At 76.4% G+C, this 12,754-nt stretch carries 13 protein-coding genes; 2 read left to right on the top strand and 11 right to left on the bottom strand.

The window, feature by feature from the left end; genetic code table 11:
• Position 1: 1 nt before the first annotated feature.
• Both ACFQ8T_RS03980 and dut read right to left on the bottom strand, forming a co-directional pair.
• The gene (locus tag ACFQ8T_RS03980; RefSeq protein WP_430545264.1) at positions 2-784 is read right to left on the bottom strand and encodes a DUF3710 domain-containing protein; all 783 of its coding nucleotides are present in this window, start codon (positions 782-784) and stop codon (positions 2-4) included.
• A 105-nt stretch (positions 785-889) separates the two neighbouring features.
• On the bottom strand, positions 890-1,351 hold the full coding sequence (gene dut, locus ACFQ8T_RS03975; RefSeq protein ID WP_430545605.1) for a dUTP diphosphatase: 462 nt from the start codon (positions 1,349-1,351) through the stop codon (positions 890-892).
• 143 nt (positions 1,352-1,494) lie between these two features.
• On the opposite strand from dut, the gene ACFQ8T_RS03970 reads away from it, so the two are divergent.
• A complete protein-coding gene (locus tag ACFQ8T_RS03970; protein ID WP_430545263.1) occupies positions 1,495-1,965 on the top strand; it encodes a DUF3093 domain-containing protein in 471 nt (156 codons plus the stop codon).
• 117 nt (positions 1,966-2,082) lie between these two features.
• Here the strand turns inward: ACFQ8T_RS03970 and ACFQ8T_RS03965 are convergent, their stop codons facing one another.
• The 3 genes from ACFQ8T_RS03965 to ACFQ8T_RS03955 form a co-directional block, all read right to left on the bottom strand.
• Complete coding sequence (locus ACFQ8T_RS03965; protein ID WP_429729811.1) at positions 2,083-2,382, bottom strand: DUF4193 domain-containing protein; 300 nt, start codon at positions 2,380-2,382, stop codon at positions 2,083-2,085.
• 271 nt (positions 2,383-2,653) lie between these two features.
• On the bottom strand, positions 2,654-3,466 hold the full coding sequence (locus tag ACFQ8T_RS03960; protein ID WP_430545604.1) for an inositol monophosphatase family protein: 813 nt from the start codon (positions 3,464-3,466) through the stop codon (positions 2,654-2,656).
• A gap of 87 nt (positions 3,467-3,553) precedes the next feature.
• The gene (locus ACFQ8T_RS03955; protein WP_430545262.1) at positions 3,554-4,216 is read right to left on the bottom strand and encodes a trimeric intracellular cation channel family protein; all 663 of its coding nucleotides are present in this window, start codon (positions 4,214-4,216) and stop codon (positions 3,554-3,556) included.
• Positions 4,217-4,368: 152 nt separating this feature from the next.
• On the opposite strand from ACFQ8T_RS03955, the gene sepH reads away from it, so the two are divergent.
• The gene (gene sepH, locus ACFQ8T_RS03950; protein WP_430545261.1) at positions 4,369-5,580 is read left to right on the top strand and encodes a septation protein SepH; all 1,212 of its coding nucleotides are present in this window, start codon (positions 4,369-4,371) and stop codon (positions 5,578-5,580) included.
• A 36-nt stretch (positions 5,581-5,616) separates the two neighbouring features.
• On the opposite strand, the gene ACFQ8T_RS03945 is transcribed toward sepH, so the two are convergent.
• The 6 genes from ACFQ8T_RS03945 to ACFQ8T_RS03920 all read right to left on the bottom strand — a co-directional run bounded on the left by ACFQ8T_RS03945 (position 5,617) and on the right by ACFQ8T_RS03920 (position 12,596).
• Positions 5,617-6,276, bottom strand: a complete 660-nt coding sequence (locus ACFQ8T_RS03945) for a thymidine kinase (RefSeq protein ID WP_430545260.1) — start codon at positions 6,274-6,276, stop codon at positions 5,617-5,619.
• A gap of 48 nt (positions 6,277-6,324) precedes the next feature.
• Positions 6,325-6,936 (bottom strand): DinB family protein, encoded by a 612-nt coding sequence (locus tag ACFQ8T_RS03940; protein WP_430545259.1) that lies wholly within the window; start codon positions 6,934-6,936, stop codon positions 6,325-6,327.
• An 83-nt stretch (positions 6,937-7,019) separates the two neighbouring features.
• Positions 7,020-8,237 carry an alkaline phosphatase family protein gene (locus tag ACFQ8T_RS03935; RefSeq protein WP_430545258.1) on the bottom strand — a complete coding sequence of 406 codons (1,218 nt, stop codon included), beginning with the start codon at positions 8,235-8,237 and terminating at the stop codon, positions 7,020-7,022.
• Entirely contained in the window at positions 8,234-8,833 is a 600-nt protein-coding gene (locus ACFQ8T_RS03930) for a DUF5998 family protein (protein WP_430545257.1), read from the bottom strand. The genes ACFQ8T_RS03935 and ACFQ8T_RS03930 overlap by 4 nt, the downstream gene beginning before the upstream one ends.
• A complete protein-coding gene (locus tag ACFQ8T_RS03925; RefSeq protein ID WP_430545256.1) occupies positions 8,811-9,686 on the bottom strand; it encodes a DUF899 family protein in 876 nt (291 codons plus the stop codon). The genes ACFQ8T_RS03930 and ACFQ8T_RS03925 overlap by 23 nt, the downstream gene beginning before the upstream one ends.
• An 84-nt stretch (positions 9,687-9,770) precedes the next feature.
• Entirely contained in the window at positions 9,771-12,596 is a 2,826-nt protein-coding gene (locus ACFQ8T_RS03920; protein WP_430545255.1) for a GNAT family N-acetyltransferase, read from the bottom strand.
• Positions 12,597-12,754: the final 158 nt, after the last annotated feature.

Raw genomic sequence — 12,754 nt, 5'->3', positions numbered from 1 at the left:
CTCACCGGATCTCGGTGATCTCCGGCCCGCGGGTCAGCGGGTCGAACGACGGTGTCTGCGGCGCGGCGCCCTCCGGGCCCGCGGTGGCGTCCCCGCCCGGCGCATCGCCCTGGCGCGCGCTCTTGGGCAGGGTCAGCGTGAGCAGGTCGCGCGGCGGGCGGGGGTTGCCGTCCCGCACGACGACGACGTTCGCGAACACGGACTCGAGCTGCTTCGCAGCCTCCGGGTCGACCGCGGCGCGCCCGGACAGCACGCCGCGCAGGAACCAGCGCGGCCCGTCCACGCCCACGAAGCGGGCGGGACGCACCGCCGGCTTGCCGTCGGGCCCGGTGGCGGGGATGCGCGCGATGAGCTCTCGCCCGAACGTGCCGGGAACGTCGTCGACCGTGCCGCCCTGGCGCGTGATGGACGACCCGATCTCGGCGCGCACCTCGTCCCAGATGCCCTCCGTACGGGGCGCGGCGAACGCCTGGACCTGCAGGCCGGACCCGTTGAGCGTCGCGGACACCCCGGTGACCTTCTGGGTCTTCTTGTCGACCTCCATGCGCAGCTCGAGGCCGGGCAGGACGGGCAGCCAGACGGCGCCGAGGTCCACGCGCGGGCCCATGCCCGTCACCTGGGTCGAGTCGAACGGGCCGCGCTGGGGACGCTCCCCCGCGGCCCCGTCGGTTCCCCGGTCGGTGGCGGCGTCGGCGCCGGTGGCGGGCGCCGCGGCCTCCGCGGCCGCGGGCTCGCGGGCCTCGTCGGTCGCCTTCTGCGACGCGTTGCGCCGGAACAGCCCCACGGAGGTCTCCTTCTCGTCGTCCTGCTCGCCCGGCGGCCGGACGAGCCCTACCCATCTCCCACAGTAGACCGGTTCGCGCACGCCTCCGGTCCGCGCCCGGGGGCGTCAGCCGCCGGCGAAACCGCCGCTCGAACCGAACCCACCCGCGCCGCGGTGCGACCCGGGCAGCGTCGTCGCCACGAGGAAACGGGCGTGCTCCACCCGCTGCACGACGAGCTGCGCCACGCGGTCGCCCCGGCGCAGCCGCACCGGCTCGGCGACGTCCGTGTTGAGGAGGATCACCTTGATCTCCCCCCGGTAGCCCGCGTCGATCGTGCCGGGGGCGTTCACCACGGTCACCCCGTGCTTCGCCGCGAGACCGGAGCGCGGGTGCACGAACGCGGCGTACCCCTCCGGCAGCGCGATCGCGACGCCGGTGGGGACCACGACGCGGCCCTGCGGAGGGATCTCGACGTCGACCGTGGTCACAAGGTCCGCGCCCGCGTCGCCCGGGTGCGCGTACGCGGGGGTCGGGACGTCGTCGAGCAGGGTGACGAGGACGTCGACGGTGCTCGGGTCCGTGCTCACGTGGCTGGCGTCGCGGCTCGCGGGCGGCGTCACGGGCTGGCTGGCGGTGTCAGGCACCCGGGAAGCGTAGCCGACCCGCGGACGGCTCACAGGCGTCGCCCCGACCGGGCGGATCCGTGCCGCGGTGCTGGGATGATGGGCCCATGAGCGAGCACGCGGCCCACCCGCCCACCGTCACCGGCCCGGTCTTCCGGGAGCGGCTGTCCCCCGGGCCGGCGGCCTGGTGCGGCGCCGTCGGGCTGGGCGTCATCGTCGGGGTGACCCTGTGGCCGCTGGCGCACGCGGTCGGTGCCGTGGTCGGCCTGCTCGTCGCGGCCGCCACCCTCGCGACCCTCGTCGCGACCGCGCCCGTGATCGAGGTGGCCGACGGGCGGCTGCGCGCCGGCAAGGCGCAGATCGCCGTCGACCTCCTGGGCGAGGTCACCACGATGGACGACGCCGAGGCGATGCGGACCGCCCTCGGCCCCGCCCTCGACGCGCGCGCGTTCGTGTGCCTGCGCGCGTGGGCGCGCACCGGCGTGCGCGTGGACCTCGAGGACCCGCTCGACCCGACGCCGTACTGGCTGCTGTCGACCCGGCGTCCGCAGGAGCTGGCCGCAGCGCTCGCGCGCTGAGCGCGGGCGCCCGGCCACGTCGGCACCGTCGTCGCCGCCCCCCCGGAACGACGAAGGCCGTCACGTCCTCGACGTGACGGCCCGTGTCGTCCGTGGTGCTGGCGCCCCGACCTGGGGTCAGGCGGCGCACTCCGTGCAGATCATCTGGCCGTTCTTCTCGTAGGCCAGCTGGCTGCGGTGGTGGACGAGGAAGCAGCTCGTGCAGGTGAACTCGTCGGCCTGGCGGGGCAGGACGCGGACCGCGAGCTCCTCGCCGGACAGGTCGGCGCCGGGAAGCTCGAAGCCTTCCGCGGCCTCCGTCTCGTCCTCGTCGACGACACCCGACGACTTGTCGGAACGACGCGCCTGGAGCTCCTGGATCGAGTCCTGCTCCACGTCCTCGTCGTTCTTGCGGGGGGCGTCGTAGTCGGTTGCCATCTGTGTGGTCACGCTCCGTGGTGTCGGTATCGGTACGCGCTGATAATGCTCGGTGACCAGGTTTTGTTCCCGGTCGGCCCACGGATTGTGCACCATTTCGGGCGGGCGCGCGACACCACGCGCTGTTCCTCGTGTCACAGCGCGACGATCGGCCGCTGACCTGCGACGACGCACCGCCGCGATGCGCTGTCCGCCCTCGGCGTGACGGTCGGCCTGACGCAGTTTTTCACCCTGGCGCCCGGGCGTGGAACGACCGAACCTCGTCAGCCGCTCAGCCGCGCGCGGCGTCGTCCGGACGGTCGGCGTCGGCGTCCTCGAGCAACCGGACGAGCTCCGCCACGACCGGGGTCGCGCCCGCGACCGTCATGGCGGTGCCCGGGCCACGACCGTGCAGCCCGCCGACCCACGCCCCGGCCTCCGCGGCCACGAGCGCACCGGCCGCCAGGTCCCACGGGTTGAGCCCGCGCTCGTAGTAGAGGTCGAGCGCTCCCTCGGCGAGCAGGCACAGGTCGATCGCCGCGGACCCGATCCGCCGGATGTCGCGCACCCGGGGCAGGACGTCGACGAGGACCTCGGCCTGCCGGGCGCGCCGCTCGGGCGCGTACCCGAACCCCGTGCCGACCAGCGACCGCGACAGCGCGTCCGGCCGGCGCACGCTCAGCGGCCGCCCGTCGCGCTCCGCCCCGCCGCCCCGGGCCGCGGTCCAGGTGCGCCCGTCGACCACCGAGTGCACGCAGCCCGCGAGCGCCGTCCACCGCCCCGGGTCGGCGGGACCCGCCACGACGGCCACCGAGACGGCATAGGACGCGACGCCGTACACGTAGTTGACCGTGCCGTCGATCGGGTCGAGCACCCAGGTGAGCCCGGACGTCCCCGGGACGTCGTCGCCCTCCTCGCCGAGGATCGCGTCGTCGGGCCGCTCCGCGGCCAGCCGCCGGCGCAGCAAGGCCTCGGCCGCGCGGTCCATGTCCGTCACCGGGTCGACGTCGGACGACTTGGTCGCGGCGACCTCGACCCGCTCCGGGCGGCCGTCGCGCACCAGCGCCCCCGCCTCGCAGGCGAGGCTGCGGGCCAGCGCCCGCAGCGCCTCGACGTCGACGCCGACCTCGAAGTCGGTGCCGGTGTCGCTTCCGTCGGTCCGGTCCCCGGTCGCCGCTCGTTCGTCCACGGCCTACATCTTGCCCGACCGCCGCCCCCACCGGGCGGTCCAGCCGGGGCCGGGGTGCGGCACGGTCCACCCGCGCGCGAGCGACGCGATGCGGAACCCGAAGACCAGGACCACCACCCCGAGGGCGGTCCACACCTGCAGCAGGTCCTCGTGCCACAGCACCGCGGTGAGGCCGGCGCCGACGAGCGCGGGCACGGCGTAGAGCTGGCGGTCCGCGAACACGAGCGGCACCTCGCCCACCAGCACGTCCCGCAGGATCCCGCCCCCCACGGCGGTGAGGACCCCGACCACGACGGAGGCGAGGACGCCCGCGCCGAGGTCGAGCGACTTCGTGGTCCCCTGCAGCACGAAGAGCGACAGCGCGGCGGCGTCGAGCACGAGGATGGAGCGCCGCATCCGCTCCAGGCCCGGGTGGAAGAAGAAGATGATCACGCCCGCGGCGAGCGCGGCCAGCACGAGCCGCCAGCTCGAGATGCCGACCGGGGGCGTGTCGCCGATCAGGACGTCGCGCAGGATCCCGCCGCCGAGCCCGGTCACCCACGCGAGGACGAGGACGCCGAACGCGTCGAAACGCTTGCGCACCGCGGCGAGCCCTCCCGAGACCGCCGCGACGAAGACGGCGACGAGCTCCAGGTAGGAGACGGGGCCGGAGGTGAACGCGTCCACGGGACGCCATCCTCCCAGGCCCGCCCGCCCGGGGCGCGCCAATCGACGGCACACCGACGCGCCTGCGCGGCGCCGCCCCGCGCCGATGGCACCCTCGAACAGGCGGACCCGCCCCGACGGAGTTCCCGAGGGCGACCTGTGAGGGAGGAAGCATGGCCGAGCTCGAGCTCGTGAGGCTGCACGAGGACGGTGAGCGCCTGGTCCTGCGCGGCCCCGACGGCACCGAGAGCACCCTGCCCATCACGGAGGCGCTGCGCGCCGCGGTGCGACGCGACCGACCGCGCACGGAGGCGCTGCGCGCCCAGGCGGCGACGACCCTGCGCCCGCGGGACCTCCAGGCGCGCCTGCGCGCGGGGGCGTCGGTCGAGGAGCTGGCCGAGGAGTCCGGGCTCCCGGTCGAGCACGTGCAGCGCTACGAGTGGCCCGTGGCCGCGGAGCGCGACCACGTCATCGGTCAGGTGCGCGCCCACCGGCTGCCGGGCGACGACGAGGCGACGACGCTCGGCGAGGTCGCCGACACGCGGCTGGCTGCGAGGGGCGTCACGGCCGACGAGGCCCGCTGGTCCGCCCGCCGCGACGGCACCGCGCCGTGGGTGGTCGAGGTGCGGTTCTCCGCCGGCGACCGCGACCGGTCGGCCCGTTGGACCTTCGACCCCAAGGGCCGCGTCGTGACACCGCTCGACGACGAGGCGCGCTGGCTCGGCCAGCCGGACGACCCGGTCTCCCCCGACGTGCTGGGCGTGCCCTCGCTGAGCGGCCGGACCGCCGCCCCCCGCCGGCACCCCGACGACGACACCACGGCGCTGCTCCTGGACGACCTCGCCGGCCGGCGCGGACAGCGGCCCGGCGACCGCCGGAGGGCGCCCGCCCGCGCGGCGGACGACGTCCCACCCCCGCCGGAGCCGGTCCCCGTCGGCCACGTCAGCGCTCCCCCGGCCGACGTGTCGACCGGCGCACCGGAGCCGGAGCCGGAGCACGCCGACCTGGCGGGCGCGAGCGTCGTCGACCTCGGGTCGCGCCGGGCGGGCCTGCGCCCGACCCCCGACCGCTCGACCCACCCGTCGTCCGCGCGCCGGCCGGTGCCGGGGGTGCTGCCGCCCGACCAGGACGACGACGGGTCCGAGGAGGCCGGCGGCGCCGCGGACGCCCACCGGGACGGTCACCAGGACACCCGTCCCGACGTCGTCGACGACGCGCCCGCACCCAGCGGTCCGCCCGCGCAGGGCGCCGCCGGGCCGCAGCCCGCCGCACCGGCGCCCCGGAGCGACAAGCCCGCGGGCGGGCGACGCCCGGGACGCAAGGGCCGTGCGCAGGTGCCGAGCTGGGACGAGATCGTGTTCGGCGGCGGCCGCCCCTCGTCCTGACCGCGGCGCGACCTCGGGCCCGGTTCCGTCCGACGGCTACGCGCCGTCGCCCAGGTCCAGCTGGTCCGTGACGGGCGCGCGGCGGCGGGCGTCGGCCTGCGTCATGCGTCGCATGTGGTGCCGCCGGCACAGCACCTCGTACGACACCGGTCCGCCGTCGGGCGCGCCCGCGACGTCGCCGACCACCACCTGGTCGCCCTCGACGACCATCACGCCACCGACGGTGCGCGCGTTGTGGGTGGCCCGCGCGCCGCACCAGCACAGGGAGCGCACCTGCAGCTCCTCGACGCGGTCCGCGAGCTCGATGAGGCGGGCCGCGCCGGGGAACAGCCGGGTGCGGAAGTCGGTGGTGATGCCGAAGGCGAAGACGTCCAGCTCCACCTCGTCGACGAGCCGGGCGAGCTGCTCGACCTGGGCCGGGGAGTAGAACTGCGCCTCGTCGCACACGAGGTAGTCCACGACGCGACCGGCCTGCCGCTCGGCGGCCACGACGTCCCAGAAGTCGGTGTCGTCGGTGACCTCGCGGGCGTCCACCTCGAGCCCGAGCCGCGACGACAGCCGGGACGTGCCGGCGCGGTCGTCGCGGGTGAAGATCAGCCCGGTCCGCCCGCGCGCCGCGTGGTTGTGGTCGGTCTGCAGCGCCAGCGTCGACTTGCCGCTGTCCATGGTCCCGGAGAAGAAGACGAGCTCGGCCATGGGCCAGATCCTGTCAGAACTCGCGCCTCCCCGGCGTCGTGCGCCGCGCTACTGGCCCACGCGCCCGTCCACGCACTCCCGCAGCAGGTCCGCGTGCCCGCAGTGCCGCGCGTACTCCTCGACATGGCTGAGCAGCAGCTCCCGCAGCGAGATCGCGCCACCCGGCTCCGCGCCGAGGTCGGAGAAGCCGGCGTTCGTCGCGCCGAGGTCGTCGATGCCGTCGACCATGCGGTCCGTGGCGGCCATCTCCTCGCGCCAGTGCCGGAACGCCTCGTCGACGACGGCGGGGTCGGCGACGGCGCCGTCCCAGTCGCCGTCACGGTGCGTCTCGCTGCGGTACAGCCACGGCGCGTCCTCGCCGGTCATGATGCGGCGCACGTGCCGCTCGTCCTCCGTGAGGTGCCGCACCAGGCCCAGCAGCGACATCGTGGACGGCGGCACCGAGCGGCGGGCGAGCTGCTCCGCGTCCAGGTCGGCGCACTTCATCTCGACGGTCAGCCGGTACGAGCGCAGCGCGTCGAGCAGGATCGCCCGCTCGTCGACCAGCTCGACGTCGCTCTCCCGCGGGTCGTCGTCGGGGTCCACCCACATGTCCGGGTACACGGTGGCGCGGGTCCACCGGGGCGCGGGGTCCTGGCCGCCCTGAATGAGCTGCTCCATCTGGGCATCGTGGCACCCGGCACGCGAGCGCGCCACGACATTCGGCGCGGCGCGCGCCCGACCCGGACGGCGGACGACGTGCGCTACGCCTGCGCGACGAGCAGCGGCACGACCATCTCCGCGGGCGTGAGCGACCCGTGCACGCCCGGCATCTCGCGGGCGCCGGACGGGTGCAGGCGCGAGTCGACCACCGTCGCCGCTCCGCGCGCCGCGACCAGGACGTCGCCCACGGCGGGGAGCACGTGGTCGGCCATCGGGCCCAGCCAGCCGGCCGCGACGGCGTCGTCGCGCAGGACGACGAGCGCGTCGTCGCCGAGCACCGCGGCCCAGCGCGCCGCGACGTCCCGCGGGTCGGCGCCGGGCGCGACGTACACGTGGCCGGCGCGCGGCTCGCCGCCGAGGAGCGCGACGTCGCGCGCGAGCTCGGGGTGCGCGGCGACGTCGTGCTGGCGGGAGAGGTCCGCCGTCACCTGACCGTGGTCGGCCGTGACGACGACGAGCGTGCCCTTCGGTACGGAGCGCACGAGGCGGCGCAGCTCGGAGTCCGTCTCCTCGAGGGCGTCGCCCCACTGCCACGACTGCGGGCCGTGCTGGTGGCCCGCCTTGTCCACGGCGCCGTGGTAGAGGTACACGAGGCCTGGCGCGCGCAGCTCACGCACCGTGACGCCCACCTGGGCGTCCAGCCCCTCAGCGGCCAGGTAGCGCGGCCCGCGCAGCGCCGCGCGGGTCATCCCGGAGCCCGCGAACCGGGCGGGACCGGGCGAGGTGACGCGCACGCCGTCCCGCACGAGCGTCTCGAGCACCGTGGGCTCGCGCTGCACGTCCTCGGGCTCGGCACGCATCGGCCCGGAGAGCTTGGTGGGCCGGTACGGGTCGGACTGCTCGGTCCAGGACACCGTGGTGGCCAGGCCGCCCGTGGCGGGGTTGCGCTGCGTGTAGCCCAGGAGCCCGGTACGCCCCGGGGCCGTGCCGGTCCCGAACGTCGCGAGCGCCGCCGCCGTCGTCGAGGGGAAGCTGGACAGCACCGACCGGCCGTCCGCGGCCAGCGAGCGCAGGAACGGGGCGTGCCCGCCGCGCTCGGCGAGGTTGGCCAGGCCCAGGCCGTCGACGAGGACCACGACCGCGCGCTGCACCCCGGACGGCAGCCCGAGCGCGTCGCGGCAGTCCGCCGACCGCAGCCCGGTCGCCGTCGTGAGGTCCGCCCCGAGGGCCCCCGCGACGGCGGGCAGGACGGCGGCGAGCGAGCCCGTCCCGTAGGAGGGGGCGAGGAGGCCGTCGGGCAGCGCGAGGGTCGCCGTCATCGGGCGGCGCGCCCGCCCGTCCCGGTCGCCGCCGACAGGGAGCGCGAGAACGCGATCGCGCGGCGCAGGGCGTCCCGACCCTCCGCGGCCCCGCTGACGCGCACCACGACGTCGTCGGGCGTGAGCGTGCCGGTGAGGCCGTGGTCGGCCTCGCAGTTCGGGTCCGGGCACTGCGCCGGCTCGAGGTCGACGCGGGAGACGGCGCCCCACCCGATCGCGAGCGTGAGCTCGGACGCGCTGTCGCCGGGCCGGTGCTCGGCCGGCTCGTCCACGACGTGCGTGAGCGCGACGGACCGGATCTCGCTCAGCGGTACGGCCTCCGTGGTCGCGGCCGCCGACGACGGGTGGGCGGCGTCGCCCTCGTGGTCGTCGACGTGCGCGGTGACGAGGCGCGTCGGCGTGAGGGCCAGCACGGTGAGGTGCCGGCGCACGGCGTCGTCGAACGTGGTCTCCGCCTGGACGAGGTGCGCGAGCACGTCCTCGTCGGCGAGGGCGACGTCGAGGACGTCCTCCACGAGGTCCGGGTAGTACCCGGCCCGGCGCACGTGGGCGGAGAGGTCGGCACGGAGGTTCTCACGGGCGGTCGCATGCGGCACCCGCGCATTCTCCCACCACCCCCGGCGGGAGACCACCATCGCCCGGGCGGGCCGTCCCGTGCGGGTGGTCGTGACCCGACTCCCCCGCCGGGCCGGCGTCCGGGCGCGCCCACTGGGCGGTGGGCCGGCCCGCACCCCAGCCGCTGCCGGACCCGTCCGCGTGCGCCCGCCAGAACCAGCCGGGCTCCCTGCCGTCCGGCCACCCCTCGGGGTACTCCTGCCAGGACTCGACCCTGCCGCGGGGCGTCAGGTCGAGCAGCGCGAGCGCCGGCATCGTGGCCTCGCAGCCTCGCCCCGTGAGCGTGCCGGTGAGGAACACGCGGTCGCCCTGGCGCAGGAAGCACACCCAGGTGCCGGAGTTGTCGCCGCGCACGATCTCGTCCTCCCCGCGGGACGCGGGGTCCGCGAGCGCGTACCAGTGCTGCGGGTAGCCCATGAACTCCACGAACGGCGCGAGCTCGGCGTAGGTCGCCTGCGCCAGCACCGCGAACGACACGCCACGGGCGGTGAGGTAGGCCGGGTCCTGCACGGCGAGGTACGTGAGGGTGCAGCCCGCGCACTGGTCCTCGACCGGCGCGCCCGGGTGCCACATGTGCTGGTAGACGACGAGCTCCTCGCGCCCGGCGAACAGGTCCAGCAGCGTGGTGGGGCCGTGGGGCCCGACGACGACGGAGCCTGCGTCGACCTCCGTCATCGGCAGGTGGCGGCGGGCGGCGGCGATCGCGTCGCCCTCCCGCGTGTGCGCCTTCTCCCGGACGAGCAGGTCCTCGCGGGCGGCCCGCCAGGCCTCCCGGTCGACGATGGGCGGGACGGCGGGTGCCGAGGCGACGCCCTCGGTCCGAGTCGTGGTCATGGTGCGCTCCTCGCTGGTCGGCTGTCATCAGCACGACGAACGGGCGGCGCCCGGACCGACACCCAGCCGGGCGTCAGGCGTGGATCAGCCGGGCAGCGCGCGCCGGGGAGCGTCCGCCCGCTGGGCCGCCGACCGCAGCCGGACGACGGCGTGCAGCACGCTCACGCCGACCGAGCCGACGACGACCGGGTACAGCTCCAGCGACGCGAGCTCGGGGAGGTCGTCGGCCAGCACGGACACGCGCGCCAGCACGCCCTCGAGCGCGTCGATGTCGGCCTCCGGCGCGCCGCCGTACCCGAACAGCCGCGGCGCCGCGCGCACGGTGCGCACCATGGCGGCCACGTCGACGTCGGTCAGGGGCGGGATGCCGTAGGCCACGTCGTCGAGGAGGTCGGTCGCGTCGCCCGCGAGGCCGAACGACACCTTCGGACCGAACAGCGGGTCCTCGCCGGAGCGGATGACGCACGGCACCCCGACGGGAGCCATCGCCTGCACCTCCATGGCGGGCTCGTCCTCCCCCAGGACCTCCAGCGCGACCTGCCGCATGCGCTCGACGTCGGCGCGCAGCTCGGCAGCATCCGCGATGTCCAGGCGCACCCCACCCAGGTCGGTGCGATGGCGCAGCGCCGTCGAGGCGGTCTTGAGAGCGACCGGCCAGCCGAGCGTGTCAGCCGCCGCGACGGCCTCGTCCGCCGTGCGCACGGTCCGCGAGCGCCACAGCCGGACGCCGTAGCAGTCGAGCAGCTCCGCCGTCTCGTCCTGGGTGAGCACCCGCCCGTCGCCGCCCTCGGCGTCGGCGAGCCAGCCCTCGACGAGCCGGCGCGCCCGCCGCGCGTCCATCCCCTCCGGCCGCACGTGGGTGCCGCGGTCCTCCGTGCGCCAGCGCGCGTACGTCACGACCTTGCCGAGCGCCGTCACCGCGTCCTCCGGCGTGGAGAACGCGGGGATCCGCACGGGGGTGCCGTCCGGGCCCGTCGTCGCGAGCTCGTCGGGCAGGCCGCTGAGGCCGAGCATCGACGCGACGGTGGTGCGCCCGGTCCGCGCGGCCGCCTCGGCCACGGCCCGCGCCACGGCCCCGGTGCGCGGCACGACGACGGGCACGTCGACGGCGACGACGACGTCGCACGCCCCCGGCGCGTACAGGGCGTCGGTCACGTGGGCGATCTGCTCGTCGGTGGCGTCCGGCGGCAGGAAGTCGGACGACGCAGCGACGACGAGGCCCGCCGCGGCCGCGGCCTCGGCGACGAGGGCGGCCAGCGCGGCGGACGACGCGAGGATGCCCACCCGGCTGCCGCTCGGCAGCGGCTGGTGCGCGAGCACCTGCGCGACGTCCATGAGCTGGTGGGTGTTCTCGGCGCGGATGACGCCGGACTGCCGCAGCATCTCGTCGAGCAGGCGGCGCGGCGCCCGCGTGGCACGCACCGCGTGCCCCGGGGGCACGACCTGGCCCGACCGGCCCGCCACCACCACGACGACGGGCTTGACCCCGGCCAGGCGGCGCGCGATCCGGGAGAACTTGCGGGGGTTGCCGATGGACTCGAGGTAGAGGCAGACGACGGCGGTGCGCGCGTCGTCCTGCCAGTACTGCATGAGGTCGTTGCCCGACACGTCGGCGCGGTGGCCCGCGGACAGCAGGGCCGACACGCCGAGGCCACGTCGCTCGAGCGTCCGCGTGAGCGTGACGGCGGCGGGCGCCGACTGGCAGAACATCCCCACCACACCGGCGCGCGGCGACCGCTCGGCGAGGCTCGCGTGCAGCCGCGCGCCCGGCGTCGTGGTGAGCAGGCCGAACGACGCGGGACCGACCACCCGCATCCCGCCCGCGTGCGCGGCGCGCACCAGCTCGCGCTGCCGGGCCAGGCCGTCCGGCCCCGTCTCCGCGTACCCGGCGGCCAGCACGACGACGCCGCGCACGCCGCGCCCGGCCAGGCGCCGCACCGCGTCGACGGCGTCGTCCGGCGGCACCGACAGCAGGGCGAGGTCGACGCCGTGGTCATCGGCGTCGCCGTGCGCAGCCCCGTCGTCCGCAGCGTCGTCCGCGCCGCCCTCGACCCCCAGCACGTCGTCCCACGACGCCGCGACCGCGAGCCCCGGGGCGTCCGGGACCGGCCCGGGGGCGCCGAGCACGGTGAGCCGGGTGTCCCCCGGGTCGGCCGCGGCGGCGTCGACGACGCGCTGCGCGAGGTGGTGCTCCGGCGTCGCCCCCGCCGGCCCCACGGGGCCGGGTCCGACGAGCAGGACACGGCGGGCCGACAGCAGCGCCTGCATCGAGCGTGCCTCGGCGCGGTGCTCGCGGTCGGCCATCACCTCGCGGGAGCGCTCCGTGGGGTCGAGGTCGAACGCGACCGTGACCACGCCGTCGTCGAGGTGCTGGCTCACCGCGTACCCGGCGTCGCGGAAGACGGCGAGCATCGACGAGTTCTGCGGCAGCACGTCCGCGGTGAAGCGCCGCACCCCGCGCTCGCGCGCCGCCGCGGCGACGTGCTCGAGGAGGACCGAGCCGAGGCCCTTGCCCTGCATCGCGTCGGCGATGTTGAAGGCCACCTCCGCCTCCGCGGCCGAGACCTTGTCGTACCGGGCGACGCCGAGCACGTCCTCGCGCGGGCGGCCGTCGTCGTCGACGCCGGGGCGCACGGCGACCAGGGCCACCCGGTCGCGCTGGTCGAGGTGCGTGAGGCGGTTCAGCTCCCGGTCCGTGAGCCGGCGCACCGGCGCGAAGAAGCGGAAGTACGCCGAGCGCTCGGACTGCGCCACCTGGAAGCGCTGGATCGCGTCGGCGTCGTCGGGACGCAGCGGGCGCACGTGCATGGTGGTGCCGTCGCGCAGCACGACGTCGGCCTCCCACGCGACCGGGTACTCGGGGTGCTGCCGAGCGTCCTGCCGCTCGTCCGGAGTGTCGGGTACGTCCACCCGTGCAGGCTATCCGGGCCCTACGACGGCGGCTCGTCGCCGCGCCTGCGCGGCCCTGTGGGCGCCGCCGGATAGAGTCTGGTGCCGTCCGCGGAGGACGCCCGCGCCCCAGCGAGCACGACCCCGACCACGACACCGACCGTCCCGCCGAGCCACCC

Source organism: Isoptericola sp. NPDC056618 (genome assembly GCF_042792715.1).
Classification (GTDB): Bacteria; Actinomycetota; Actinomycetes; order Actinomycetales; family Cellulomonadaceae; genus Isoptericola; species Isoptericola nanjingensis.
This window is presented reverse-complemented; position numbering and strand designations above follow the sequence as displayed.

What these genes read in the sequence shown, in the direction of transcription:
- ACFQ8T_RS03970 (WP_430545263.1), top strand. Translation starts at nt 1,495, where the DNA reads ATGAGCGAGCACGCGGCCCACCCGCCCACCGTCACCGGCCCGGTCTTC.
- ACFQ8T_RS03935 (WP_430545258.1), bottom strand. Translation starts at nt 8,237, where the DNA reads ATGACGGCGACCCTCGCGCTGCCCGACGGCCTCCTCGCCCCCTCCTAC.
- ACFQ8T_RS03965 (WP_429729811.1), bottom strand. Translation starts at nt 2,382, where the DNA reads ATGGCAACCGACTACGACGCCCCCCGCAAGAACGACGAGGACGTGGAG.
- sepH (WP_430545261.1), top strand. Translation starts at nt 4,369, where the DNA reads ATGGCCGAGCTCGAGCTCGTGAGGCTGCACGAGGACGGTGAGCGCCTG.
- ACFQ8T_RS03925 (WP_430545256.1), bottom strand. Translation starts at nt 9,686, where the DNA reads ATGACCACGACTCGGACCGAGGGCGTCGCCTCGGCACCCGCCGTCCCG.
- ACFQ8T_RS03945 (WP_430545260.1), bottom strand. Translation starts at nt 6,276, where the DNA reads ATGGCCGAGCTCGTCTTCTTCTCCGGGACCATGGACAGCGGCAAGTCG.
- ACFQ8T_RS03940 (WP_430545259.1), bottom strand. Translation starts at nt 6,936, where the DNA reads ATGGAGCAGCTCATTCAGGGCGGCCAGGACCCCGCGCCCCGGTGGACC.